At 40.9% G+C, this 26,928-nt stretch carries 18 protein-coding genes and 1 pseudogene; 6 read left to right on the top strand and 13 right to left on the bottom strand.

The genetic code is table 11. From position 1 onward, the window contains the following. Positions 1 to 28: 28 nt before the first annotated feature. The gene (gene egtC, locus RM368_RS16580) at positions 29 to 841 is read right to left on the bottom strand and encodes an ergothioneine biosynthesis protein EgtC (protein WP_322695066.1); all 813 of its coding nucleotides are present in this window, start codon (positions 839 to 841) and stop codon (positions 29 to 31) included. Positions 842 to 1,073: 232 nt separating this feature from the next. On the opposite strand from egtC, the gene RM368_RS16575 reads away from it, so the two are divergent. Beyond that, positions 1,074 to 1,676: a hypothetical protein gene (locus RM368_RS16575; protein WP_322695065.1), complete on the top strand. Its 603-nt coding sequence runs from the start codon at positions 1,074 to 1,076 to the stop codon at positions 1,674 to 1,676. 203 nt (positions 1,677 to 1,879) lie between these two features. Here RM368_RS16575 and RM368_RS16570 read toward each other — a convergent pair whose 3' ends face one another. Then, on the bottom strand, positions 1,880 to 3,211 hold the full coding sequence (locus tag RM368_RS16570; protein ID WP_322695064.1) for a serpin family protein: 1,332 nt from the start codon (positions 3,209 to 3,211) through the stop codon (positions 1,880 to 1,882). 399 nt (positions 3,212 to 3,610) lie between these two features. Further along, a complete protein-coding gene (locus RM368_RS16565) occupies positions 3,611 to 5,206 on the bottom strand; it encodes a S8 family serine peptidase (protein ID WP_322695063.1) in 1,596 nt (531 codons plus the stop codon). Positions 5,207 to 5,440: 234 nt separating this feature from the next. On the opposite strand from RM368_RS16565, the gene rpe reads away from it, so the two are divergent. After that, positions 5,441 to 6,148 (top strand): ribulose-phosphate 3-epimerase, encoded by a 708-nt coding sequence (rpe, locus tag RM368_RS16560; protein ID WP_322684187.1) that lies wholly within the window; start codon positions 5,441 to 5,443, stop codon positions 6,146 to 6,148. A 1,122-nt stretch (positions 6,149 to 7,270) separates the two neighbouring features. On the opposite strand, the gene RM368_RS16555 is transcribed toward rpe, so the two are convergent. The 5 genes from RM368_RS16555 to RM368_RS16535 form a co-directional block, all read right to left on the bottom strand. Next, the gene (locus RM368_RS16555) at positions 7,271 to 7,618 is read right to left on the bottom strand and encodes a HetP family heterocyst commitment protein (RefSeq protein WP_322695108.1); all 348 of its coding nucleotides are present in this window, start codon (positions 7,616 to 7,618) and stop codon (positions 7,271 to 7,273) included. Between the two features lie 1,234 nt (positions 7,619 to 8,852). Continuing rightward, a complete protein-coding gene (locus RM368_RS16550) occupies positions 8,853 to 8,975 on the bottom strand; it encodes a hypothetical protein (RefSeq protein WP_322695062.1) in 123 nt (40 codons plus the stop codon). Between the two features lie 738 nt (positions 8,976 to 9,713). Further along, positions 9,714 to 12,122: a GH116 family glycosyl hydrolase gene (locus RM368_RS16545; protein ID WP_322695061.1), complete on the bottom strand. Its 2,409-nt coding sequence runs from the start codon at positions 12,120 to 12,122 to the stop codon at positions 9,714 to 9,716. 150 nt (positions 12,123 to 12,272) lie between these two features. Beyond that, positions 12,273 to 12,767: an ASCH domain-containing protein gene (locus RM368_RS16540; protein WP_322695060.1), complete on the bottom strand. Its 495-nt coding sequence runs from the start codon at positions 12,765 to 12,767 to the stop codon at positions 12,273 to 12,275. 8 nt (positions 12,768 to 12,775) lie between these two features. Then, on the bottom strand, positions 12,776 to 14,908 hold the full coding sequence (locus RM368_RS16535) for an N-acetyltransferase (protein WP_322695059.1): 2,133 nt from the start codon (positions 14,906 to 14,908) through the stop codon (positions 12,776 to 12,778). A 675-nt stretch (positions 14,909 to 15,583) separates the two neighbouring features. Between RM368_RS16535 and RM368_RS16530 the strand changes: the two genes are divergently transcribed. Beyond that, complete coding sequence (locus RM368_RS16530) at positions 15,584 to 18,901, top strand: WD40 repeat domain-containing protein (protein ID WP_322695058.1); 3,318 nt, start codon at positions 15,584 to 15,586, stop codon at positions 18,899 to 18,901. Positions 18,902 to 19,262: 361 nt separating this feature from the next. Next, a pseudogene (locus RM368_RS16525) lies at positions 19,263 to 19,762 on the top strand (hypothetical protein). 275 nt (positions 19,763 to 20,037) lie between these two features. Here RM368_RS16525 and RM368_RS16520 read toward each other — a convergent pair. The 3 genes from RM368_RS16520 to RM368_RS16510 form a co-directional block, all read right to left on the bottom strand. Continuing rightward, on the bottom strand, positions 20,038 to 21,813 hold the full coding sequence (locus tag RM368_RS16520) for an ATP-binding protein (protein WP_322695057.1): 1,776 nt from the start codon (positions 21,811 to 21,813) through the stop codon (positions 20,038 to 20,040). Positions 21,814 to 22,315: 502 nt separating this feature from the next. Beyond that, entirely contained in the window at positions 22,316 to 22,819 is a 504-nt protein-coding gene (locus RM368_RS16515) for a hypothetical protein (protein ID WP_322695056.1), read from the bottom strand. 314 nt (positions 22,820 to 23,133) lie between these two features. Then, complete coding sequence (locus RM368_RS16510; RefSeq protein ID WP_322695055.1) at positions 23,134 to 23,268, bottom strand: hypothetical protein; 135 nt, start codon at positions 23,266 to 23,268, stop codon at positions 23,134 to 23,136. 239 nt (positions 23,269 to 23,507) lie between these two features. On the opposite strand from RM368_RS16510, the gene RM368_RS16505 reads away from it, so the two are divergent. Further along, the gene (locus RM368_RS16505; protein WP_322695054.1) at positions 23,508 to 23,912 is read left to right on the top strand and encodes a DUF4112 domain-containing protein; all 405 of its coding nucleotides are present in this window, start codon (positions 23,508 to 23,510) and stop codon (positions 23,910 to 23,912) included. Positions 23,913 to 24,286: 374 nt separating this feature from the next. Beyond that, positions 24,287 to 25,492, top strand: coding sequence for a glutathione S-transferase family protein (locus tag RM368_RS16500; protein ID WP_322695053.1), 1,206 nt, complete (start codon positions 24,287 to 24,289; stop codon positions 25,490 to 25,492). A 4-nt stretch (positions 25,493 to 25,496) separates the two neighbouring features. Here the strand turns inward: RM368_RS16500 and mtnB are convergent, their stop codons facing one another. After that, positions 25,497 to 26,132: a methylthioribulose 1-phosphate dehydratase gene (gene mtnB, locus RM368_RS16495; protein ID WP_322695052.1), complete on the bottom strand. Its 636-nt coding sequence runs from the start codon at positions 26,130 to 26,132 to the stop codon at positions 25,497 to 25,499. Further along, the gene (locus RM368_RS16490; RefSeq protein ID WP_322695107.1) at positions 26,123 to 26,752 is read right to left on the bottom strand and encodes an HAD-IB family phosphatase; all 630 of its coding nucleotides are present in this window, start codon (positions 26,750 to 26,752) and stop codon (positions 26,123 to 26,125) included. The genes mtnB and RM368_RS16490 overlap by 10 nt, the downstream gene beginning before the upstream one ends. Positions 26,753 to 26,928 lie beyond the last annotated feature (176 nt).

The following is a 26,928-nucleotide window of genomic DNA, read 5'->3' as shown; positions in this document are numbered from 1 at the left end:
TCAATTTCCCCAAAATCGCAATGCTTTTTTAAACCCCAATGGGAACAAATCTCTCCAATAGGCTAATTGTTGGCTGTAATGACTGCGCTTCAACAAATAGCGCACTTTGCTCATCAAAAGCAGTCCAATTTTGGTGATTAGATAAAGGCTCAGAAGCAACAATAACTTGGTTTGGCTGCTTGAGTTCATCATAAGACCAATAAAGAGTAGGTGCTTGTGTGCGATAAGCATAGCGAATTGCTGCAACTGCTTGACCATCACTGACAATTACATTGGTACTAAAGCTGGTGTCGTGTTCTGATGCCAACTTAGTCAATTTTTGAACTGTTTTACTTAATGCTGACAACAGAGTGCTGTCTGGAGAGGACTGCCATATTTCCACTAGTAGGGCGAAGATGTGTTCAGAGTCAGTCGTGCCCTTAATCAGGCGGTAAGTGGAATCAGAGAGGCTCTCACGTATTGGTCTACAAAGAGTTTGTTGAAAGTTTGATATCTCGCCATTATGCACAAACAAAAGTTTGCCACTACGAAATGGCTGACAATTGCTAATGTCGAGCGATTCACCTGTCCCAGCTAATCGGACATAGCCTACAGTACAACTGGATTGTACATAGTTGCTCAACTCTTCCAGATTCGGCTCGTTCCACAACGGGATAGTATTTCGGTAAATGAAGGGTTTACCCACTTCGTCGTACCAGCCTACACCTACTCCGTCTCCACAAACTACTCCTGATTTTAATTCCAAAGGACTGTAACTTTGTTTGTAGAGCGAATGCTCTTGTTTATACAGCAACTCATCTAAGAGGATGGCGTTACCAAGATAGCCAATTAATCTACACATAAAAAAACGATGTTGCTGAAAGAGTAAGAAAAATCAGTCACAAGCCCCGATAGAAATCGAACCTTTTAACTGGACGATTATTGCAAATCATTACTAATTTAACAATTATTGTTTATCTTGTGTATGTTTGATCTGTGACTTTAGTCATGGTTTTGTTGTCTTGCTAAAAATAGAGAACAGAAGCTAAAGTAATATTTATTCTTTACCTTTGTTTGAGCTTGATTTGTGAATTATGCCAAATAAAAAACACATTAATCTTAATCAAGGATGTTTCCTTAATCCCGCAAATAAACAGATAGTTGTTAATTTAGCCAGTGAAGATATTTTAAATTTAATTACGCAAGAATTAAAAAATCGTTACTCTCCAGAAACTCAAAAAAACCTACTTGAGGAGAGTTCAAAGTTATTACCTAATTTCGTATTTCAAGAATTATTACAACGCCAACAGCAGGTAGTAGATATTAACCCAGATACTTTAATTGTCGTTAGCTGTCAGATAGCAGAGGCAGAAGTCGATGATTTGGGATTTGATTTAAATGTCGAAGTATATTTTGTAGTTGGAGATACAAAAGGTCAAAACCATTTTCGGGCTAATCAAATAGTCCTTTGGTCGAATATATGGGGTGATGAAGAACAGCCTTTTGATTTAGAAGATGAACTAGGCGAACAATTCTGGACAAGTTATCAAATTCAGTTGCTTTTTGATCGAACAGAACAGCAAACAATTGAACTGGAACTCTCACAAATAGATGATTATGCCACGAGGTTAGAATTTTTTCCATCCCTAAAAAGATTTTTACCATCCATAGTTACCTTTACGGATAATGAATTATAAAAATTATTATCCGCACATACAGTGAATGTAAACTAATCTTTTACAGCAGAATTCAGGATTAAAACATGTTTTATATCTGGGTAACAGACGCGAGCTTGTGTACCTCATCAACTTGAAATATGCTGTATATTCACTGGGGATTTTATTTGTTGGAAGTTCTTTTTTAACAAGATGAAGTCTTCACTTCAATCCCTCTTATCTGCTCATTGTGGTTCGATAATTGAACCCATAAACAAAATGTTTCCCGTCTGATTATCCCTGATGGCGCAGAAGAAGGGACGATCGACAATCATTCGGAATGGTTCTGGTTCTTGTCTTGCAGATGTTGCTACTATTCCCACTGAAGTAGCCGCAGCCGCTTCAGTGCCTTCTTCGTTTACTTCAACAAAAGTTTTATGCTTAACTTGGCTAATAGCAAAATTTTTACCCATGTCAGAAAAATTGGCTTTGTTGCTGAAAGCCTCTCCCATACCTAAAGTTTTTAAAGCATCATTGAGTGTAATCTCGTAATCTGTTTTGAAGCGGGGTAGGCGAATAAACCCTTTTTGATTGTTGAACTGAGTCATCCATTTTTCCCAGTTCTCAACATTCAAGTCTTGATAAAATGCTTTGAGGTTGGAATTCTTTTTGGGTAAGAATATATAAAAACTTATCTTACCATCTTTCCCATAAGGTAAACTAACTGCCTGAAATTTTTCGCTTTCATAGTATTTATAATCACCCTTCTGTGACATCATTGGGTGTTGTTTTGGTCTGTTAGATGTGATGTAAAAAGGGTATGGAGCAGTTTCTTTCTTGTCAAACTCGTTACTCCAATTACCTTTAAAATATATGGCATTAATCAGAAACAATACCTGATTTTGTTCAATTTTTTCAACTATTTTAGTGATTTTACCGTTAGTATTTTCTTTGACCCAATTATTGATAATGCTAGATGCGGCGGCATCTTGAAAGTTTAAATTGCTGACTTTGGCTTGATAGAAGTCCTGGGTTCTCTTGAGAAAGTCTGGTGCAAAGCTAACCTTTTGATTTGCCCAAAGTGAGTTAGCAATTTTCAATTGCACTTTCGTATCCGAATTGTCTAAAAGCTGTTTTAATACCGCCGCGTAAGAAGAGTTGATTTCTGGTAGATTCATTCCCTGTAATTCTAGGGTTTTTGCCATTACTTGTTGAGTCGAGCCGCTAGCGCCGTTATAAGTCATAGCAAGAGCGATCGCAACACTCGAAGGTGAGATAAAAATATTCTTCTCACCTCGATCGTTTTTCAGAACTTCTGAAAATAGTTTGAAGCCAAACTTGTTGCTAGACTCAACAATTTTTGTATCAGTGTTGACTGTTTTTTTTTGCAATGGATTTTCTGGCTGAGGTAAACTAGATTGGGCAATGGCACTTTTATTACTATCGACTTGAGAACACCCTAATACACTGAATAGAACAACGCTTGCAGCGGCCAAAGCATAACGTCTGCCTAGACTAACACCGTAACGTCTTTGCAGGAAATTTTCTTTCGCATCACTCAATTTATGGCGATTCATTCTGCTACCTCACTTGCCAAAGATTCCCGATTTGTGCTCAGAGTTGACGCAGATACTGTGTCAATGATTAACTATTGCATTTACTCCAATAGAAAAATGGGACTGTTACAGTTTTCGTAACAGCAAATTAGTAGCTCAGAGTAATTAAATACAACTTGTGGAGTTGCTAATTCTTGATTGAGACGGCTATACAGACGACTTATAAAAAAATTTGATTTCTAAGAATTTTTATCTTTACGTATAAACGTATTGTAAGCTACGCGCTCGAAAAATAAGCACTTCTGTGAGGTTTTTATAGATCGAATCAAATTTATCAGAGGCTAGAAATCTCGTTCTCATGCTGCGTATGAGAACGAGAAAAACGCTGTAATTTTACACAGATATTTGTGCTAACTTATTTCAATTAATAGGTACACTCCACCAAGCTAAACTGTAGGGTTGAGTCGCTTCATTGAGCTTTTGACGAAATTGGACGCGGATTTTGTAATTGCCAGTAGCAGTAACGGGGCAGAAAATATGTTCTACACTATCAATTTGGCTGATTGAGGAGCAAACAGCACCAGCTTCCGAATTTTGAGCATCAGCTTTTACTAAGTAGAGATCGAGATTATTTAAACCGCGATCGCGAAAATTTTCGCCTACATCATATTGCTGGTTTTTATTTTTATCATTGAGTTCTACCAATCGATCCCAACTCAGGGTGACAGCAACAAAACTTCCCTGCTTTAACGGTTTTGCTAATATATAGTCAACAGATGCTCCAACATCAACTGTGCGATAATCCCAACCAATAGCCGGTACCGCAGCTGATGCTTGCCATTGACCAGCATTAAATTGCTGATAAGCGCGAAATACATTCAAATGACCCGCTCCCATTTGGGCATCTAAGGGAATCTTTGGATCTTTATAAGCATCAGAATCTAGCCAGTTTTGATTTTGCTTATCAATTAGCGTCCGAGTCATTCCCAACTTTAAGCCATCGCCGCTATCTAGAAGTTTGTCTGCTGAATTCAGCAACACAGCTTTCATCACTTGATGACGCCGAGAATCAATGCTCCAGTGGAGTTGTTTTGTCCGCATTTGTCGGTCTGCAAGTTCCTGCAACAGAGCAACGGTAGCTGTAACTTGAGGTGCGGCAAAACTAGTACCTGTAACCTTGTTCAATTTGCCATCTGGATTGAGCAAAGGAATATTATTACCAGGAGCAACTAAACTGATAGCGCGACGCCCATCAAGGTCAAATTCCTTTCCAGCTAGTCTTTGATTCACCCCTTGGTTAACACCCGCCAGATTAGCCACATCTACTTTGTTAAAAACTCCCCCTCGGCGGGATGAAAAAGCCACGTTGATTGCATTAAAATTATCTGTAGGAATAGGAATGCCGCCTTTGCCCTGGTTGCCTGCGATCGCATACAAAACATCATGAACGCGACTAGACCAGTCAACACATAAAGTTAATAAAGCATTGCCGTCTAAAGTAGCTTCCGGTCGAGGATCGCGGCTCAGAGGTTCCCCAAAGCTAAAGTTAATCGCACGGACATCGCCACTATTTTGGAGTGCTATGTGTTGTGCCGATAAACACTCTTCTGGCTGACCCATGTTTTTAGTCGAACCCACTGCTGATGAATACAATCGCGCTCCCGGCGCAACTCCTGGCAAAGCTTTGTCTTGACTCACCATCACACCAGCGACATTGTAGGCGTGGGGGTCAACACCACTATTAGACTTAGCTGGGCCATTGCGTAAGAAAACCGCTGCTAAAGATATGGCACGATTTTTAGACACTGCCTTATCCCACCCAAACATTCCCGGTCGACCAATTTCCACTTGACCAATAGCAATCTTGCGACCGATTAAATTATAAGGAGCTTGGTGTAGCTTCAAAGCATCAATACCGTTAGTTCCCAAAGCAGACTCTAAAGCCGAAGCCATTACCGGCGCACTCAGACAAGAAGCAGTTAATCCCCAAATTATCCAGGTTAGTTTTTTAGTCATTTGTTATTTGTCGTTGGTCATTTGTCATTTGTCATTTGTCATTGGTCATTGGTCATTTGTCATTTGTCAATAATTCTTCTTCCCCTGCTCCTACTTCGGCTACGCTCAGTGACCACCTGCCCCTCTGCTCCCCTACCTCCCCACTCCTCAAAAAGACCGGGATCAAACTTATGAGTCTTGCTCAATGCTTTGTTACAATGCTTACAGACGAGGACGCTTAAAAACCCACTAGCCATGACCCAAAACCTATCTCAAAAGCCCATTGTAATTTCTCCATCTATCCTATCAGCCGATTTTAGCCGTCTGGGCGACGAAATTCGCGCCGTAGACGCAGCCGGAGCAGATTGGATTCATGTTGATGTAATGGACGGTCGTTTTGTACCTAATATTACGATAGGCCCTCTGATTGTGGAGGCGATTCGTCCGGTTACGACCAAGCCCCTGGATGTCCATTTGATGATTGTGGAGCCAGAAAAGTATGTAGAAGGATTTGCTAAGGCGGGTGCTGATATTATCTCCGTACACTGCGAACATAATGCTTCTCCACATCTGCACCGCACCTTGGGGCAAATTAAAGAGCTTGGTAAGAAAGCTGGAGTTGTACTTAATCCTGGTAGCCCTCTAGAGCTAATTGAATACGTTCTAGATTTGTGCGATTTAGTACTAATTATGAGCGTCAACCCTGGTTTTGGTGGTCAAAGCTTTATCCCTGGTGTGTTACCCAAAATCCGCAAGCTACGCCAAATGTGTGATGAACGCGGTCTTGACCCCTGGATTGAAGTGGATGGAGGACTGAAGGCAAATAATACCTGGCAAGTTTTAGAAGCGGGAGCCAATGCGATCGTCGCCGGTTCAGCTGTGTTTAATGCTAAAGATTATGCTGAGGCTATTACAGCAATTCGCAACAGCAAGAGTCCTACTCCCGAATTAGCTAAGGTTTAATTCCTTTTTGAATTAACCAATTATTAAACATGGAAGTGAAAAGGAATTGTAGAGACGTAGCGGTACTACGTCTCTATAAGAGTTTGAGATTAATTTCACCAGATATCTATTATCCACAAAAAATAAGGTGGGCAATTTGCCTACCTTATTTCTTTTTATATACAGATAAAAAACTGAAAGCTATTCAAGTTTTGAGCTTCCAGTAGTGTTATATAAATTGAAAGTTTAGAAACCAAAGATAATCCCGGTTGGGAGGACTAGGATTACAATAGTTGAAAGAGAAGCGTATGAGCTACTAGTTCTACCAGCCAAGGACAACAATTTCACCGTCACTTTTCTATTTCCGTTCCTGGAATTGATGTTAAGCGTTTGCAATATTTAACTAAAGCAACATCAACCACAGGATAGAAAGTTTGATCGGCATTACTCGCACCGTCTGCAGTCAGTGAAAGCTGTGTAAAATTTGGCTTGGGGGAATCCACCTCCCCAAATTCTCTTTGCTCAGACTTCCTCAGAAAAAGAACCACCAGTAGTAACAGTTGAATTATTGGTCTTGGTCTAGGAGTTATTTACTCCATGAAATGCTGACTACTTTTGTAATCAGTTTGATTTATTTCATAGTTAGAACTAATCGTTGATTTTATTTTTTAAATTAACTTGCTTGCCAAATCACCTCTATTTTGGTTGAAGTTGTAGTTGTTATTAGTTTACCAATATCATTAGTATATATTTGCCATTTTGGCAGATTTTTGCTAAATTAATGAAATTAATGACTGCGATAGAAAACCTGCTATGCTATAAAATTTAAATTAGCATCGCAGGCTTTCAGATAATCAATCAACTTTAGAGCAGAATCTATTGATTCCAAATACTTTTTAATTGAATCCACAGGATTTCAAGGAAACGTCTTGAACATTTTCTGGTTTTAATGGCGATTTGCTCGATTGATGTTCGTTAATTTGCTGTGTCAATCTCTGGCTTAAACTCCCACCAAGGATTTATAAAAAAAGTTAGGTTTAAAAGCTCGCCCTCGTGGATGAAAAAATCCTTGTCTCACTCGGTCGGTGGAAACCCCACTCATATTGTGGGTGGCTGTATTTAATGCGTGAATTTTGAATTGATTCATGCTTTTTGCTTTCTAACTACTTCTAGATAAGCTAGGTCTTTAATTTTGCTTAAGCAGCTTGATGACACATTATTCTCAAACCGAGAATCATGAGTGGGTTTCAGCATTTTTAGATTTTCAGTTTGCTGTTGTTTTGTCCTATCGGCTTGAGAATTTTCTTTGAGCAATCGATTGTAGGTGCGATATGGAATGTAATGGAGAGGATTATAACCACCAAATCGCAGCATTAAAACACATGCCCAGGAATACTTTCCGGCAAGAATTGCTTCAACTACTTTGTCAAATTGTTGAGCTTTCACTGTCTTATCTAAGTTACTACTAATACCAGCAATGTCTTGATTCATCATAGTTCTAGTTATCCTGGATGAAGTAAACTATTTTCTTTTTTTGCGATTGTCGGTGTTTCAATTGAGGCGTACAGACTGCACTAGCCTTTTTGAAAAGGTTGAATTGCTTGTGGCAAATTATTAGCAATAGAGCGGTGTGAGATGTTTACAAAAGATAAAAATCCATCAGTAAATGAATTTTCTTGGTTCACACGCTTATATTTCTTACTACTGTTGAATTAGGCAATTTCCGGGAAGTTTGCATATTTTTTTAGACTAACAGAAAAAATATATTTATCTTTGAGCGGTACTAGCACCATTCGTATATATACTATTTTTTGTCGTTCGTGTCATCTGCTAATTTAGTCTATTTATAGGTTAAATTTACTGAATGTATTCAGATACTTACTTGTGGATTGTGCAGCTTTTAGTTTTGTCCCCTTTGGCTAATTTTTGAGGGGTGTTACCCCTCACCCGATATCATTTTAAAACCTTTATTATTATCGAGTAACTAGAAAATAGTACCATTAACTAGAATGTAAAACAACTCGATAAAAATATTAATAAATCGGTTGTAAAACCATTGCCAGCCATAGAATTGAGCTTATTATTTCAATAAGTTCAGTTGGACAATAATACTTATTAACCTGGTCTTGATTGGTTTGTAAAAGCTACAGCTTTAGCGGATATAAGGAAAATTGCCGTAAACTGAGCTTGGATATTTGATCGTGCTTGGATAGTCATCTTAAAATAGCCCAGACTTCAAATATAAGTTTTGACTAATAATATATATAGATAGTTCTAATGTTCGTTAGCGGAGTTAATAAAAATATCCGCAAACAAATACTTTTTTTCAAATATCAGTAGTCTAATTTTGTACAATATTAGAGAATTGGATAAGAGAGATAAAGCTAATTAAGAAAGAATATTATGAAGTTGATTTAGCAGTGATTTCTCTAATGTCTGAATATCTATAGAAATCCGTTTTGATTCCGAGAAATTATTTGCGTAGGCAGAGAACAGGGAACAGGGAAGTTTTTGCAAAAATTAAATGCGAGTCCTATAGCAGATTTAAAAAATTGAGATTACAAATGTAGTAAAAATTGGGCTAAATGGCGTACAAGATCAAAAATCAATATGCGATCGCCTTTATCTCTCCAGACAACTACACAATGAATTACTTGACAATGAGCTATCTAGGGGTTATAGTATGAGTCCAGCTTACTTAAAACTAGTCCTCACTGATAACGCTTCACATCCTCCAAGTTTGGGCTGCTTCTACTAAAGGCTGGTGAAATGCACCTGTGAAATTTACTGGCGTTAAGTTACGCAAGCTGTAGGGGTTTAAGCGTATGCACCAGTGTTGGCTAATCATTGCCAAACACAAAGTGCCACAATCCGATGAACTTTGCTGTTGAGTAAAGCAATAGGCACGTCATAACCTAGCTTTTGATTGTGAACGTAGTCTAGGAACTATCAGCAACATTTATAGCTAAAGCTAGTAATATTTGCATTTTTTGAAACATTAGTTTTATAATTCTCAATGCTTCAACTCTTACCATTACTGAAATTTTCCTTCGCTTCCGGAAACACTCGGAAAATAAAATCGCAAATCTAATAAGAGTAAGGGTTTTATGCCCTCATCCCCTAGACTTCTTGGCATTTGTAGGGAAAAGGGTAAGGGGAAAAGGGGAAAGGAACAATAAAAAACATCAGTCCCTTTTCCCGCCTCTTGCAAAAAAACCCCTTCTCCCATATTGGAAGAAGGGAAAGTAGAGAATTCGCTCCTCTCTTTGCCAATATGAGCGAACAGGGTGGTTTCATACGAAAAAAGAAAAATATATAAGTCTTGATTTTTCATGTGTAACGATAGATTTTGACCCCTCTCCAAACCTCTCCCCGTTGGCGTCAGCCTGCCGTTAGGCAAGCGGAGAGAGGCTTTGAAACCCATTTTTAGTTTTTCTCTCGTTGTATGAAACCACCTTGCTTTCCCAATATGAGCGAGGGGCTGAGGGTTAGGACAAAACTTATACAGTCAGAAGATTTCAGCTTAAGTTGACACCAATGACATCTACGTGTGTTGTATCAAAACGAGAACCGCTTTGATAGTCAATCAATTAATCACTAAGTAAATCCCCCAAATCGCCATTGGCCGCAGGTAAGTGCTAGCGCGGAAAGTACCAGTTGCGGTGATAGCTTCTGGCGTGCGAAATTGCAGACCATTTTCATAAATTTGCTGCACCACAGCTTGCGTCAACCTCAACGCTTCATCTTTCATTTTCATCTGCACGAGAAAAGCCGCCAGTCCAAAGTTTATCCCCGTCCAAACTTCTAAGGGATGAGTAGCTTGGGGATTTTCTGGTGAACCATCACGACGAACACCATTAGCAGCACCAAATTCACCATTACAGAATTTCAAAAAGCAAGCGTCATAAACTGTTTTCAGGGCAGAAAGGGCGCGATCGCTTGGTACAATATCAGGTAAATCCAGCAGACGGGCGTAGAATTGTCCGCACAATTGATCTGCCATTACCACATCGGAACCACTTTTACTATCTAGTCGGTAATATTCCCCATTCCAGAGTTTTTCTTGGTAAATAGGAAGAGATTGTTGTAACCAAGTTTCATAAGTGGATTTTTGCGCTGCCAACTCTGTTGTGTTACTTATCTGGTAAGTTAATAAAATATCGCTGATGGCGATCGCAGCTTCTAACGCCGCCAACCACAACCCACCACAATAGGCGCTAACACCTTGTAATCGCCAATCATCAAAAGTTTGGTCGGGTGCGCCAGAATTTTCCGGAATCCCATCGCCGTCGAGGTCAAAAGTTTTCAGGTAGTCGAGGGTTTGAACGATCGCATTCCAGCAATCTGCTAAGAATTCTACATCGTCAGCACCCGTGAGTAAAAAATCACGGTATACTTGCAAAACAAAATCACTACCTAAATCTTTCCATAAATTACAGTCTTGATAGCTGGTGTAGTTGGTTTTCTCCCAAACGTGTTCGTTCGGTGCGCCTAAATCGTGGGGTGTTGCACCGGCAACTTTGCGAACTGCAATCGGGCTTTCGGCCTTAATTGTCATGTAATAGCCAATGATTCGGGGAGTATCATCACCTTGAGGAATCGCCCGTGCAAATGCCCGAATTACCGACTTTTCTAATTCTGGAAACAGCATCAGCAGTGCAAAAGAGCCATACAACCGTACATCTAGACTTTCATACCAACGGTAATCTAAGCACTCCAGCACCGCAAACTGACCGATGGGGTCAAGTTCTGATGCAGCACTCCAGAGAGTACCGCCGCTGGTGAGGTCGTAAAGCTCATTAAATAGAGCCATTTTAAACCAGTTGGGTAAATCTTCCCGATCGAGAATCGGTTTTTGCCAACTTTGAATTTGCGATCGCCAGGTTTGGTATTCTTGTAATGCAGTGGATGCGATCGCCCAAGCGTTGTTGCCATTTTTACCAAAAAAATCTGTATATCTGCGGTAGTAGTTGACTCCAGCCGCAAATTCTGTGATTGGCAAATCCCAAGCGACAACAAAAGGAATTTCCAGAGTTTCGCCTGGTTGGAGAGTGAAACGGATTGCGATCGCAGACCCTAATTGTGTATTCTCTGTTGCTGGAGTCGTATCAACATAATTGGGCAAAGAGCCATCTTTAGCAAAACTTTGCCATACCTCATCACCCGTACCTTCAGGATTCCAGCGGCTATGATGAAATACTTCCACTTGGGGATGTTTCAGCGTCGCAATACACCAAGTTCCGTCACCTTCTTGCAAAGGTTCATTATTACCAACCCGACCTAAAACACAGCCAAACTTTTGTGTATTTTCAACTATTTGGTTGTAATTTCCTTGACTTTCGCCCCAGCGCGGCTGGTATTCGTAAACCGGACTACCATCATCGCGCACCCGCACTTCGGGGGATTTTAGAGCATTTGTAAACCAGCCGACCACATTTTGCCAAGTGAGCATAATGCTGAGAGTAATCGCTGTATCTGTCGGGTTGTGGGCATTCCAGAGGAATGTTGCCACAGGGTAGCTAGTTTCTTGGTAATTGCCTGCCCAGACAGGGGAAAATTGCTCACAAGTCAACTGTGCTTGAAATACATTTTCATATACAAACCAGCTACGTGGATATAGCGCGTGATAATTGCCTGTCCCCTCTGTGTTGGGAGTTGTCGGATACCATTGCCACCCTTTGAGAGTACCATCATCGGGCGCTTGGGTAGATAAAGCGTAGGCTTGGGAAGATGTGCTATTGGATTCAAACACACTGAACTGACAAGCGGGAACGTTTTTGAAGGTATGCTCGCCGCCGTCGATGTGCCACAAGTTAAAATCTCCCCGTGAAGAACGACCGATGCAACCTGCACCAAAGCCGCCTAAAGGCATACCATGCCAAGGGCCATCATCAATATTACTTGCATAGCGGACTGTATAAGGTTTATCCCAGCCTAAGCCGATGGGACGGCTCCAAGTGCAAGAGGGAATTTTCAAAGAGAGTTGATTTGTCATCGCCTAATGTTACAGCGTGCAGTTACGTGAATGAAGACTAGCGCGATGTGAGATTTTTCTCAAGTTGTTTGTAGCTAGCAGCCCAGGAAGAAAATATACATAACATCAAATCAAATTAGTGATTAAAATATTAATATTATATTTAAGTATTTAGCTTTGAGGTAATAATTCAGTTTGATAAACTTTAAGTTTTTCTGAACGGCTCAAAATATCACATTTTGCTATAGATTGAACAAGATTTATTTCTTTGTCTTTTAAGTAATGATAACATTGTGGCGGTCGAAAATCTGACCATTCTTCTCTTAATTGTTCAAGCTTAATCGGTGAATCAAAACTGAATGGTTTTTTAAAGAAAATAGCAAAACCTATTTGAGAGTTTTCGTAGTATTTTTGAAAGCATTCATAGCTAATTCCAGCCTTATCTTTAACAATTTCCCAAAGTTTTTTCGGCGGCATTTCAACAACTTTTTCTACTTCAAGCACTCCAACTAATGCCTGTTCAGGAGATGTCGCATAAACGAGGATCAGATCACCCTCATTTAAATAGCGAGGTCTGACACGACGAAACTCAACTTGCTTATCACCACCAAATATCATTCTTGCATACTTGTGGTGGATAGATAAAAGAAGTATATTTGGAGACATTAAACTCATTATTCTATAGTATTTGAAGTTCCTATATTATATAATATTTTAAAGTTTTCTACCGTTATTTTGGAAGATGATTGTACTGAAATATTGCGTCCTAACATCTTTTTAATATCTTCCAAAATTATTGGGCTTTTAAATAACTCCGTATCACTAAACTTGACAGCCATAATATCTTTATTTAGATCATTGTCAGCTATTTGTAAAATATCTTTGAAATTAAATACTCCAAGTCTTCTGAAGCGTCTATATAAGTCTTTAGGTTTCCCAATTACAATTTCGTCAAGTCGTGAACAAGCTCGAATAGCTTTTAGAGTATAAGAACTATTTTTTCCAGTACCAGATTTACTTACATACCATAAAATTCTACCTGGGGCTTGCATTGCACGTTTTGCACAGTAGTAAACTACTTCGCGTTTAAGAGCTATTTCTTCTTTAGATCCCCATAAAACTTCACTCGCCAATTCTTTATCAAACAAATCTTTAGCGAACCATGATTGAATGGGAATAATGAAGGTGGGAATTTCAGCATCAGCAATTTTAGCAGGATAAAGTATCCGCTCAATATCTGCCATAAGCTCTGTTTTACTAAGTAATTCTTGATTTGCTAAAATTTTTACAAATGGAAAATATTTTTCATAGCCTTTACCTGATTCTTGACATATATTAGAAATATATGAAGAAATATCTGCTGCATTCTGCATTATAGCTAAGTTAGCCCTTAACCATCCCTTTTCAGTTTTTATAAAACTATCTTCCTGAAGTGCAGCAATAGTTATATCTTCCAAGTATGTTTCATTTATTCTAGTAAATTGTCTTTCTTCACTAGCAGCGGTAGAAAAACACTTGAAGATACAACGACGTAACACAGTAGGCGTAAGCTTACTATCTCTGAAGCGAAAAACAGGAATTTTTAACTCGCCATTTTCTGATCTATCGTAAACTATTAAAGCTATTGGTTTTTCATATTTACGACCAACTGTAAAGCATTTAAATTGTTCTGTATTTGAAAGTAATTGGCGAATCTTTTTTCTAAAATCAGATTTTTTCTCACCTTGAGGATTGTCTAAAAATAAGTCAATTATAGAATCTATATCTCCACTGTGTATACGCTTTTCTTCTATATCAGTTCCAACTAAACGTTCAGGCTGATATTCGGTTTCTCTACGGAGTTCATCGAGCCTAATAATTAAATCAATAGGATGAATAATTAATAAATTAAATTCTTTATATATCTCTGTTTCAATTCCTAGTAATCGTTTATCACGTGTTACAAAAAAAGAAGTTTTTATACTGGAACTTATAACTCTTGCAATTTGCCGAAGGTCTGAATGATCGCTATCTTTCATATTTTCTGGAAAAAATCTACGTATAGCCTTACAGGCTTGATCAAATTCCTCTTGACTACAAGGAAGAAAAGTAAATTTACTGGTTAATTCACGTAATTTTTTCCGTTTTTTACTATCTTCATTCCTACTTATTTCATTATTAATTTCATTAGTAAGGCATAATTCCAGTTCTGATTTTAACCAATCGGCAATTAAAACTTTAGATTCTTTGCCTTCTTCATCAAAATTCTCATCATCTACTAAATCAAAGAAAATATTTGCATCTATTGCCACACAAATTCTAGATTCAGTTTTTTGATAAGCAAGAGTAGTTAATAAATCAGAATGACCATAATCAAACCACCATTCAGTGAGAATGCTGCCATACTTACTTTTTCCTGGCCTTTCATGGAGAGGAACAAAGCCAAGATACGCCCACATTCTATCTAGCTGATAGTCTCGACGACAGGATGCAAGAATACCGTATAGATGCTGAGTTCTTTTCCTTAAATCTTGGATAAGTAATTTTGTAATTCCTTTACCTCGCCACTCTTGAGCTACACAAAGATGTGTGAGTTTTACTCTAGAACAACGACGACTAATTCCGTAAAGGAGATACCCAACACAACCTACTTCTGAAGCTATACAGCCGAGAACAAAACCTTCGCCAGCAAGTCTACGGAAAGCTCCATAAGGTAATGCTCCAAGAGTTTTTGAATTGGCATCTCCTAAACGCATTATAGTTTCCAGATACTCGGAATCTGGGCTAATTTCTTGAATGCTAAACTTTAACGACTCCACTTTTACCATGTAAGTAACCTTTCTAAATCTCAGGATGTGCTTAATTTTTTTATAGTAATCCTATTTGATTTTTGAAAAGTCAAATTGATTGAAAGTTTGTCAGATAGAGTTTTAGTTATCAGTATACTTAGCAAAGTAGAAGTGGCATTACTACATCAGACTTCTAAGTTATTTATTATACTTGTTTTCAAAAATCCTGTTTGTAATAGTACAGTGTTTTTACTTAGAAAATTTCCAATTTTTGTAACAATTATTGTTTTAATTTTACAAATGGCGAGGGTATAACTTCCTTAATTATGTTAAGTGAAGGAGGATCGCTTACCTTGGGAACTCGGTACTTCAAACTCAGAACAGCAATATCCAAGATTAAAGTGTGAATCATGGTGAATAAAAAGCAAACACTTACTCTTTGAACTCAAAACTTCATACTCAGAACTTGGAAGTTTGAGATCCAAGGGTCTGCCGTAGCCCGCCCTTAGACATCGCTCCCGTAATTACTACTGAACTACAAGGTATAGAGCTTATCCCAGTCACTAAGACTTTAATATTGTGTTTTTACAGCGTGTTACTTAACTGCTACTTGAATTTTAAATTAGAGTTTTTAACTCTAGTGGGTAAATAGCTCGTTAATTTGGGTATTTTAAAGCACAGAGGTAATTTTCTCAATAGTTTTAACAAAACAAGATGACACAATACGCCCTTGTGGTTGAAATTGCTCAGAATGACAACAGTTTCGGCAGTCTGACTAAACCTATTGGTGATGCAGAGGCTGTGGTTAACACAGAAAAATTTTTGCTGGTGGTAGATGAGTTTGAGAAAGTATTTACAGTTTGTATAGATAAGGAAGAACGGCAGAGATTTATTGAACTACTAACTGGGGTAGTAGAAATTCATGATTCGCGGTTAGCAGTTGTAATTACTATGCGAGGTGATTTTCTTCAATCCTGTTTAGATAATCCTTCTCTAACTCACCTGATTCAAACCCCAGTAGTTGTGATACCGCCTTTAACTGGAGTTGATTTCAAGGAGACAATCGCCAAACCTGCCCAGCTTCAGGTTCATAGTGTTGAAGAAGCAGGAGCATTAAAAATTCTCCAAAATCCTCAACAGGAACCAGGGAGTTTGCCATTGTTAGAGTTTGCCTTAACTAAACTCTGGGAGAAACGCGAGCAAAAGAAATATCAACTTACCCAAGAAGAGTATGAGAACTTGGGAGGATTAACTGCGGTGTTAAATCTCCATGCAGAAAATGTTTATCACTACCAAGATTATCAGAAAGAATATCCAACTCAAGAACGCAGTCAGCAAGAAAAGGAATGGATTAAGCAGATTTTTCTGTGGTTAGTGGGAACGGGAGAGGGAGAAAAGGATACCCGACAGCGCCAACCAAAAGCCACATTATTAAATATTGCAGGTGATGATGCCAATCAATGGCAACAACTTAGTGAGTTGCTAGATGGTGAAACAGGATTGGTTAAGGGACGCTTATTAATTTCTGAAAAAGATGAAAAAGGAGAAGTCTGGATTGATTTAGCCCATGAAGCTTTAATTGAAAGTTGGCAGCAGTTTGCCCAGTGGCGACAACAAGACCGAGACTTGCGACCGTTGAACGAGACATTAGAAAATACCCGACGGGAATGGTTGAACGAAACGCCGGATGACAAATATTTTATCCAAAAGGGATTGCTGGCCCAAGTGAGAGATAGCTGGCAACAATTGCAGCCCGATTTGCAATCACCCCAACAAGATGAGGATTTTTACCAGCGTAGCAATGCCGATGACAAAGACCTGATTGCGGAGATGGAAAGGGCGCTTACTGAATCCCAGTTGCGAGAAAAAGCGGCTAGAGTAGACGATTTATTGCCCTTACAACCCCTGGATAGTCTAGTTTTGGCAATTCAAGCTATGGGGGAGAATCAAGAGAAACTACCCCAGCAGATTCTTGCATCAGTTCAGAACAGTTTGAATCGGGTAGTGAATAAAGCAAGAGTCTCGATTCCCTTCTGTGGTCATGAAGGTAATGTCTCTTCTGTGGCTATTAGCGCCGATGGGCAGACGATTGTCAGTGGCAGTGCTGACGGTATGGTGCGGTTGTGGAATTACCAAGGTCTTGCCTTAGCTGAACCTTTGCGCGGTCATCAGGGTAATGTCTCTTCTGTGGCTATTAGTGCCGATGGGCAGACGATTGTCAGTGGCGGTGCTGACGGTACTGTGCGGTTGTGGAATTACCAAGGTCTTGCCTTAGCTGAACCTTTGCGCGGTCATCAGGGTAATGTCTCTTCTGTGGCTATTAGTGCCGATGGGCAGACGATTGTCAGTGGCGGTGCTGACGGTACTGTGCGGTTGTGGAATTACCAAGGTCTTGCCTTAGCTGAACCTTTGCGCGGTCATCAGGGTAATGTCTCTTCTGTGGCTATTAGTGCCGATGGGCAGACGCTTGTCAGTGGCGGTGCTGACGGTACTGTGCGGTTGTGGAATTACCAAGGTCTTCTCTTAGCTGAACCTTTGCGCGGTCATCGGGGTAATGTCTCTTCTGTTGCCATCAGTGCCGATGGACAGACGATTGTCAGTGGCGGTGCTGACGGTACTGTGCGGTTGTGTAACCGCCAAGGTCTTCCCTTAGCTAAACCATTGCGTGGGGATAAAAATGATGTCTCTTCTGTCGCCATCAGTGCCGATGGGCAGACGATTGCTAGTGGTGGTGCCGACGGTATGGTGCGGTTGTGGAATTCCCAAGGTCTTCTCTTGGCTGAACCTTTGTATGGTCATGAGGGTAATGTCAGGTCTGTAGCCATTAGCGCCAATGGACAGACGATTGTCAGTGGCGGTGCTGATGGTACGGTGCGGTTGTGGAATCGCCAAGGTCTTTCCTTAGCTGAACCTTTGCACGGTCATGATGGTAATGTGAGGTCTGTGGCCATCAGCACCGATGGGCAGACGATTGTCAGTGGCAGTGATGGCGGCACTGTGCGGTTGTGGAATCGCCAAGGTCTTCCCTTTACTGAACCTTTGCGCGGCCATGAAGGCAATGTTAGGTCTGTCGCTATCAGCACTCATCGTCAAATAATTGTTAGTGGTAGTACTGACGGCACGGTGCGGTTTTGGAACCACCAAGGTCTTCCCTCAGCGAAACCTTTGCGCGGTCATAAGGGTTGGGTTTATTCTGTCGCCATTAGCACCGATGGTCAGACAATTATCAGTGGCGGTACTGACGGTACGGTGCAGTTGTGGAATCACCAAGGTCTTGCCTTAATTGAACCTTTGCGCGGTCATCAGGGTTGGGTCTATTCTGTCGCTATCAGTACCGATGGTCAGACGATTGTCAGCGGTGGTAGTGACGGTACAGTGCGTTTGTGGAACCTGCAAGGTCTTGCCTTAGCTGAACCTTTGTATGGTCATCAGGGTTATGTCAATTCTGTCGCCATCAGTGCCGATGGGCAGACGATTGTTAGTGGCGGTGATGACGGCACTGTGCGGTTGTGGAATCGTCAGGGTCTTGCCTTAGCTGAACCTTTGCACGGTCATCAGGGTTTTGTCAATTCTGTTGCCATTAGCGCTGATGGACAGACGATTGTTAGTGGCGGTACTGATGGCGCTGTGCGGTTGTGGAATCTGCAAGGTCTTCCCTTGGCTGAACCTTTGCGCGGTCATAAAGGTTGGGTTTATTCTGTTGCCATTAGCGCCGATGGGCAAACGATTGTTAGTGGCGGTGATGATGGCACTGTGCGGTTGTGGAACTTGCAAGGTCTTCCCTTGGCTGAACCTTTACGCGGTCATGAGGGTTGGATTTATTCTGTCGCCATTAGCGCCGATGGGCAGACGATTGTTAGCGGTGGTGAAGATGGCACTGTGCGGTTGTGGCGCGGTGACTGGCGTGCATGGTTGCAAGTCTGTTGTGACAGGTTACGTTACCATCCCGTCTTCACCAATCCGCAAACAGAGGAAGCAAAAGCTGCTTGTGAAACCTGCCAAAAATATGTTTGGAGTAAAGTCAGTGGGTAAAAAGACAGTATTGCTGTGCCTCTAAGAAGGTCTGTATTAAAGTCAATTGCAAACGGCTATCAAGGCAGTAAGTAAGGAAAGGAGAATACGAAAAAGAGACTTATTATTTTCTCCATTTAGGCTCAGAATTTCCGTTTTCTCCTTTAGAATTTGGAAGTTCATGCTCAAAACTCGGAACTTTATGTTTACAACTGCAACAGCCGAGATCCAAGGGTAAATTATGGTGAGTGAAAAGCTTAGGCGTAACCCGCACTTTGACAACGCTCACCTTTTGTCCTTGGAATTTTTATTGGTGTTATTGAAATTTAGTTTGTATATGTGGGCACTCTAAAATTAAGCAACATACTGGAGACTAATTTCTATGTCCACAGCCCCAATTAGTGCAACACTAGCGCAATCAGATAGAGATGCTGTGTTGCAAGCGATGTCTACGACAAGCCGCTTCGCGTCTACGCCACCATTAAAGACAAATTACCATTTTTGATTGATTTAAGTAACGAGGAGCGGAAAGCTTTACCCAAAATGGGAGATAAAAGCCGCGCTTTTGTCAGTAAAGCATTGGAGGTGGCGACACAGAACCCAGAGTTTTTACCGCGATCGTTTGACCTTAATGAGATGCGGAAAGACGTACAATTATTTGAAGCTTTGTATCCAGTACTGCTGTCTTTGTCGCAATTACAAGAGTTGCTAGACGATACATCTATAGCAGTGGGTAGTGAAGCTTATGCAGCCGCGTTGCAGGTATATAACTATGCCAAAGCTAGTGGACAAGGCGCTGGTTTAGATGGGGTAGTTGAGGAAATGGGGCAAAGGTTCGCCCGTAAATCTCGGAAATCCAAGCCTCAAGCCGCAGCATTGTAGAAAATAGCTCGGCAATTGCACTTCTGAGGTGCAATGTTGAGGTTCAGAACTCGGATGTTGGAGTAAATTGCTCGGCGTTCCGAGTTCCGAACTCGAAGTTTCAACCTCAGAACATGGAAGTTTGAGATCGGAACACGAAAATTGAAGCTATGAACAGCAACGTCCGAGATCCAAAGGTGAATGATGGAGAGTAAAAGGCGATCGCCTACCTTCAAAACTCGATACTCTAAATCCAGAACAGCAACATTCGAGATTCAAGAGTAAGGTGAATAAGTTTAAATGATGTCTTTCACCTTACCCATCAAAGATTCTGTGAACTGACCCCAGTATATCCGCAGGTCTCCATAGCGTTCGCGCGGATTTTCATCCATCGACTCAGCCTTACCGTATGCAATTATCAAAAGGGTTAAAGCTTCAATCGTCCTTTTTGCAGTTCTAATAGCTTCATCACTGGATACACCTCCTGGTGACCGTTCAGCAATGGAGCGAATAGGTTCCCACATTTCTCGATAGAAGCGATGTCGAGTGTTGAGTCGGATAACAACTTGACCGTTTAGATGCTGGATATCGATGAAGGTGTTACCAGGAAAGTCTACTGACTCAATCACAAAAGGTAGATCCTTAATGGACTCCAAGTATTCTTCCTGGGCTTTCTTGTCATCTCCAATTACGTCTTTTGCCAAATCACGTTTTATACGCTCTTGCTCAATCTGATCTCCAGGCCCCTTAGCACGGCTTTTGGGAAGAGTACGATTTGCTTTCTTTGTAGCTTTAACAATAGGAATATGTTCACCTTGGTGTGTTTGATTCTCCCTGACAAACTCGCCCCGTATTTCATCAAGTATTGCTCGAGCCTCACGAACATACTTTTTTAGAAGAGTAAAAATTTTAGCTCGAAGTTCATCATGCGGTTCTACACCCCGCTTTACATTCCGAACACCAAAGTAATCATCAAGGTCAGGCTTAAAGGCTACCTCAATGCCGAGAAAGCGGTCTTCTGGCTGTACACCTCGTGGAAATATTCTAGCTACATTTGTGTAATTAATCTCACGATCTAGGCGCACAAAGCTGATACAACCTTCGTTCTCTGGCACCCTAAGCTTTTTAGCAAGTTCGTCTCCGCCACTACCGGGTTCTCGCGCTACCTCTTTGGGATAAACCGTTACAGTGAGTTCTGCAAGTGATCCTCCAATTTCAATCCGCTCTTGATTAACAACTATGAAGGCAGGGAAATGCGTTTTGCGACTCGATTGGAAATTTTCTTGATTGTCTTGCTCACTAGGCTTGCTGATACGAGAGTAATGTTTTGTTAGTACCTTATCTGCCCAACTTCCTTCCATCAAAAACAAGGGGTCGTAAGGAATGAGCTTTGTTTCATTTACAGAAATCTTAATCCCACCGTGAAGAAAATAACGAAACATCCGAGATAGTTCTTTTTCAACTTCGATTCGCAGTGCTTGAGCATCTGGTGCTCGTCGCCCTTCTTCAAGACGATCAACCTTCGACCAAATCACCACAGTTCCAGAACTTTGAGGCAGCAGTGAGACCACATCTTCAGGAAGAGGTTTTAGATCCGGCATCTCAATACCTACAACTTCCCCTTTCTTTTCCTGTTCAATAGCATCATCTAGATCGAAATAAACATGCTGCCAAGGCTCTTCCTGTTGTGTACGACTCCACACATCAATTCGACATCCGTAGTTCAGTGCCGCCAATTTCGCTCCGACACCATACTTTCCAATGGTGTCCTTCTGCATATACCTTGTGGAGAAACCGATTTGCAAGTAGTAGGGCAGAATGTCTATACCCATACCGAATCCATCATCAACTATAACAATTCGGTTGATATGTTTTTTACCATACCTATTCTCTGTTTCATCTAGGCGTAGCAGGATATTGTTTGCATTTGCTTCCAGACTGTTATCAATTACCTCTCCTAATGCTGCTGCAAGGCTATAACCAGAGTCACGAAGCGACTTAAGTGCATGACCAGTAAGAACTACTGGAATCCGTTGTTTGATGTCAGGAGTATTCGTTTTTTTTATTACCATGAGATTTTCCTTTTTTCTTTGTATATTCCTAGTCTGTAGTGCATTGTCTATGCGCCAGAGTATTGAACGTCATCAATTGATTCTTCATCTAGTTAGCACCAAAAGACCTTCCTAATACAGAGCAAACCGCAAGGTATCAATATCTTTGGTATTGCAGAAGGGGCAGGGATGGTCGAAACCTAATAATCGAGCAGGGTGAATGGTATTCAGCAGATAAAATGAATTCTGAGCTGATGAAACCAGAAAGCTTCAAGGTAAAACGCGCGAAGCGAACTTCGACAGGGTTCCCAAACAAAGTGCGACGCACATCCCAGCAGAGGGTGTTTTGAGAGCCGACTTTGGACACAATGATCTGAGCGCCCGATATAAACAGGTGTTCCATTACTGATGAGAAGATAGGTTCCAATCACCTCACTAGGAATGATGGCATGCACCACTTCAGGAACAAATCTGAACGCAAACCGCCCAAAGCTTGTTGTTAAAAACGTGACATGCGCTGCCATCATCCTGCCTTCTGTTCAAAAAGAATAGATTGCGAAATCTCGCGTATCTTGTGCCGTGCCCGCTCTACGCTCCGGCGCGAAATACCACATGCTACGGCAGTTTCGGCAATACTTTCATCAACAAGCATCCCATCTAGGCAGCGAAGTATTTTTGGATCAAGTTGCTTAACAGCTTTCCGGATACTGAATTCAAGCTCGTATGCAATGCAGATGGCTTCTGGTGTTTCGTAATTACCTACTCCATACACTGAGTATGCAGTTAGCTTCTGGTAAAGAGCGCTACGTCGCGCCTGAGTTCGCAGAATGCTATATTTTGCGTTATTCAAAACGTCTTTGTAGAGAAAGAACTTAACATTTTTTGACTGGCGTTTGTAATTTAAAGCTAGGGAGAGTGCGTGTTCAGTAATCTCTGCCTCTTTAGTTCCTGGGGTGAGCCTTTGCAGGCGCGAGTATAAAACCTTAAGAACATCCCAGCGCACATCGCATGACGACAGTGTATTCATTAATTACTCCTTGTATGGTACTTTGCCACCCCTACCGGGTGCAGCTTCGTCCTGTTACACAATATACTGCACCGGAATCTGCGATTTTGCGCCATATTATTCACAATCCTCAATTTTATTAGTCTGGCTAGAGTGTCTGTCTCATTTTCAGTAATTCTCAAACCAAAGAAACAAAAGCTAGTAAGGAAAGAGGGAGAAGAAAATACTCTCAAGCTATTAAAGTCTACTACTCCCAGTAATATTTTTATTTCCTGCTTAACAATAATGGAGGTGAATTATGGATTAGCAATCAATCCCCAACGTGCCTTGAAAATTCAATCATTAATTGAAGAATTATTAGGTTCGATATAGACACCCAAAATATCTTGCAGTCTAATCCAGTAGTTTCGGACAGTGCGATCGCTCAACTTTATTTTTTGAGCGATCGCTTTTGTCGTACTTGCATCCATGCGCAGTAAAGAAAAAACTAGTGGAATAAGACACACCCAACTATACGATACAAGAGTTTTGGTCATAAGAAATAATAGAGCGTAGTTTCCCACCGCAGGCATCGCAACAAACTATATCATCCATCTATCTGCTTTTTTAGGCAGTATTCAGGATTTTTATTCATACTTGTTATTTCTAACGGTACAAGACAAAGAACTAAAAATGGTGCAATTTAAAAGTAGTGTAAATATGGTCAATTATGGACGCTGCCAAACGCCTTGCAACTTTAAATCGCATCCGCAAACTTAGCCGTCTGATGGATACATCAATACGTATCCCTTTAACAGGTTTTCGCATTGGCATAGACCCAATCATTGGTCTAGTTCCAGGTGCCGGTGATTTAATCAGTACAGCGTTTTCAGCTTACATTATATTTTTAGCTACTCGGTTTGGCATCCCGCGTCAAGACTTAGCCAAAATGATTTTTAATGTAGGTTTGGAAACAGTCGTTGGTACTGTGCCTTTAGTCGGTGATTTGTTCGATGCTTTCTATAAATCCAACATTCGGAATTTGGCAATTTTGGAGCAACATTTGACAGTAGTTGAACCAGAACTCAAAAAAGTGTCTGATGGACTTTATTCTCAAAAATTCAGCCAAATTTAACTAGGAAAAGAGCGTAGTTTGCGATCGCAGGCATCGCCATTGCACATTTACTATGTATTTTCTAGTACATTACTAGCCAGTTGTAGTGAAGCGATGACCGAGCGCTGTGGGGGGGCTGCTGAGTTCGTCTACAGCCTTGGGTCAACAACTGGCGATTTGCGTGTGTTCTGTTGATATCTCATTTAAACGGCAATTCAGAGATAAGTTATGCCAAATTGCCAAAACCTTTGAGCGTGGTATCGTCACTTCAACTTTTTCTTAAAGAAGTGGAAAGAATTGATGGGCGAACCTATCAGTTAAATTCAGCCTTGGTGTAATTGAAAATATTGTAGAGTATAGAATTGTCCTAAGTATTGCCCTACGCAACTCCCCCTATGACTACCGCACCCTTAAGCTGGGAAGAACTAGAAACCCTCACGGACTATCAAATAGATACCGTTAATGGTCTCACTAATGCTAGAGCCAGGTTGCGCTTGTTTGGTCAGCCGGAATCTGATGTGCGGGTAACGCTGTACCGCGATAACCACGCTTGGTGTCCTTACTGTCAAAAAGTTTGGTTATGGCTAGAGGAAAAACAGATCCCCTACCGCATCGAAAAAGTGACAATGTTCTGCTATGGGGAGAAAGAAAGTTGGTACAAACGTAAGGTACCATCAGGAATGCTCCCCGCGATCGAGCTAGATGGACGGATTATTAAGGAAAGCGATGACATTTTGATCGCTTTGGAAAAGGTATTTGCTCCATTGAACCAAGGGATGGAAGACCATAGGGTGCTTCCTCTACGGCAATTAGAACGACTTTTATTTAGAGCCTGGTGCGTTTGGCTATGCTCTAAAGCAGGTTCGTCTCAACAAGAACAACGCAACCGAGAACAATTTATCGGAGTGGTGGCTAGGGTAGAGTCGGCTCTGGGTAGCACCCCAAGCCCTTACTTTCTAGATAGCTTCGGCATCGTCGATGTTATTTTTACGCCATATCTCGAACGGATGAATGCCAGCCTTTACTACTACAAAGGCTACTCACTGCGGGAGGAAAACCCTCGTTTGAGTGCATGGTTTGCCGCAATGGAAAGCCGACCGACCTACTGCGGTACCCAGAGCGACTTTCACACCCATGCACATGATTTACCGCCCCAGATGGGAGGCTGTTGGGAAAACGGCGAAACCCAGATGCTTCTCAATAAAGCGCGGGTGGATAACGGCCCCTGGTTTGGACTACCAGATGTTACTTATCCAGAGCCGGAAAACTCCCGTATGGAAGCTCTTAAACGAATAATCGACCACCGGATCAATATTATCCGAGTCAACCCCTTAGATGATAAATTGTTCGATCGCGCGCTACGTTGTGCTTTAACACACATGATGACAGGGGAAGACTGTGTACCTCCATCGGGATCTGATGTTGCTCTGCGATATTTGCGCGATCGCATTAATGTACCACGAGATATGTCTATCTACGCAGCCAAGCGATTGAGGGAATCCCTGGAAAAAACCGCAGCCCTTGCGGGTGATGGGCAGCCAGCCCCCATTCCCATTAAGCATCGACGAGATCAAGACCCGTCTAACTTTGCCATCAAGTAGGATTTTAGATATTTATGCCTAACCGAATGGCAGCAACCATGTAGCGAAAGATATAGTCTAACAACTCAATATAATTACGAGCAGCTTCAAGAGAACAAGCCCAAACTGTCAAACCATGATCCCGAATTATGAATGCGGATATTTGCGGTGGAGTGGCGACAAAGCGTTGTTTAATATCATCAGCAATCTGGGCAACTTGGAAATGATTAACAAAAATTGGCACTATACAACAGGAATTTTCTTGCCAAACTCCCAAACCTTTGAGCATTTCTAGGGGTGGTAAAAGTAAACTATCACCTTCAACCAAACGAGAAACCAAATTGCTCTCAATAGAATGTATATGATAACAAACAAGTGATTTTGGAAACAGGCGGTAAACTAATTGATGAATAGCTGTTTCAGCTGAAGGTATCACCTGGGTGGCTGATGCTTCTATTTTGCCATCTGGAGCAATCAGAACAAAATCGTTGAGTAATAACTCACCCTTAGATTTACCACTAGCTGTAATCCAAAAACTACCATCAGCTAATCGAGCCGAGAGGTTGCCGGCAGTTCCTATCATCCAACCTTGTTGGTAAAAATACCGAGCAGTGGCAATTAGTTGCAAACGAGGATCTGGTAATGTTGGGTTTAACTCCATGATTTTGCTAAATAATCGCGGATTTGGAAAAAATCATTCCAAGGAATATAGGGTTTTTGGTGTTCATCTAAATATTCTGCTAAAGGAGAGCGTGCAAAGACAACAGAAGCTTGCAATCCCATATTTAAGTCGGTAATGGAGTCACCAATCGCGATCTTTTCATCGGCTGGGTACCGATCCATAACTTGCACCTTAGCGATCAGTTCCGTATCTCCTTCGTATTCAGAATTTACTTTTAAATAAGCACTGCTAATATCGACATCTACAGCATAAACTTTCTCTATTCTATGCACTATCCTATCCAAAACAACCTCTACCATTCCCCGTAGTCCCCCAGAAATTACTATTAATGAAACTCCTTGAAACTCCAGAAAATCCAAAAATTCTATAAACCCAGGACGTATCAATTGAGGTTTAGTAAATTCCAGAATTTCTGGATAACTTGCAGATGGAATTGATTGCAGAATTTCCTTGACTCCTTCTCGCAGTGTCAGCCTTTTTGCATACATTTCAGGCAGTAGTTTTGCAGAAAGTACTGGTGCAAACTTTTTGAGAACCGCGACAAAGGTTTCATCAACTGTAATAGTGCCATCAAAGTCACAAAAAACAATCCGCTTCATACTAATTTGTAATTCGTAATTCGTAATTCGTAATTTTTGATAATTTGGAATTGAGCGAAGAAAGATAGAAGGCAGAAAATACATTTTTAACCTCTGCGGAACGGGTTTAAAGCCTCTAAATTTAGGCGTTGCATAATAGAGGGATGAATCCAGCATAAGTACTATGCAATGTTTAT

This window comes from Nostoc sp. DedSLP03 (assembly GCF_034530815.1).
Lineage (GTDB): Bacteria > Cyanobacteriota > Cyanobacteriia > Cyanobacteriales > Nostocaceae > Nostoc.
The sequence above is the reverse complement of the archived record's forward strand: the minus strand, read 5'-3'. Positions and strand labels throughout refer to the sequence as shown.